At 47.4% G+C, this 1,007-nt stretch carries 1 protein-coding gene; it reads right to left on the bottom strand.

Annotated features, from left to right (window positions below; all coding sequences use genetic code 11):
• Nucleotides 1–1,007: hypothetical protein (locus D8803_RS09755; protein ID WP_317842878.1), on the bottom strand; the 1,007-nt coding region annotated here is incomplete at both ends.

Below are 1,007 nucleotides of genomic sequence, written 5' to 3'. Positions count from 1 at the left end.
GATTCAACAAGCGTAAGCAACAGCATTTCTGCTTCAATCAGTGCATCAGAATCAACAAGCACAAGTGCAAGCAACAGTGCTTCAGCATCTGACTCAGCAAGCAAGTCTGCTTCAGAATCAGTAAGCACAAGCGCAAGCAACAGTGCTTCAGCATCAACCAGCGCATCTGTATCAGATTCAACAAGCTTGAGCAACAGCATCTCTGCTTCAATCAGTGCATCTGAATCAGCAAGCACAAGTGCTTCAACATCTGACTCAGCAAGCAAGTCAGCTTCAGAATCAGTAAGCACAAGCGCAAGCAACAGTGCCTCAGCGTCAACAAGCGCATCTGTATCAGATTCAACAAGCTTGAGCAACAGCATCTCTGCTTCAATCAGCGCTTCTAACTCAGAAAGTACAAGCGCAAGCACAAGTGCATCAACATCTGACTCAGCAAGCAAGTCTGCGTCTGAATCAGCAAGCACAAGCGCAAGCAACAGTGCATCAACATCTGACTCAGCAAGCAAGTCTGCTTCAGAATCGGCAAGCACAAGCGTAAGCAACAGTGAGTCAGCTTCACGTAGTGCCTCAGCTTCAGCGTCAACAAGCTTGAGCAACAGCATCTCAGCTTCAATCAGTGCATCTGAATCAGCAAGCACAAGCGTAAGCAACAGTGAGTCAGCTTCACGTAGTGCCTCAGCTTCAGCGTCAACAAGCTTGAGCAACAGCATCTCAGCTTCAATCAGTGCATCAGAATCAGCAAGCACAAGCGTAAGCAACAGTGCATCAACATCTGACTCAGCAAGCAAGTCTGCTTCAGAATCAGCAAGCACAAGCGTAAGCAACAGTGAGTCAGCTTCACGTAGTGCCTCAGCTTCAGCGTCAACAAGCTTGAGCAACAGCATCTCAGCTTCAATCAGTGCATCAGAATCAGCAAGTACAAGTGCAAGCAACAGTGCATCAGCGTCAACAAGCGCATCTGTATCTGATTCAACAAGCGTAAGCAACAGCATTTCTGCTTCAATCAG

The sequence above is a fragment of the Streptococcus oralis genome (assembly GCF_003943385.1).
In the GTDB taxonomy this organism is placed as follows: Bacteria; Bacillota; Bacilli; order Lactobacillales; family Streptococcaceae; genus Streptococcus; species Streptococcus oralis_CA.
The sequence above is the reverse complement of the archived record's forward strand: the minus strand, read 5'-3'. Positions and strand labels throughout refer to the sequence as shown.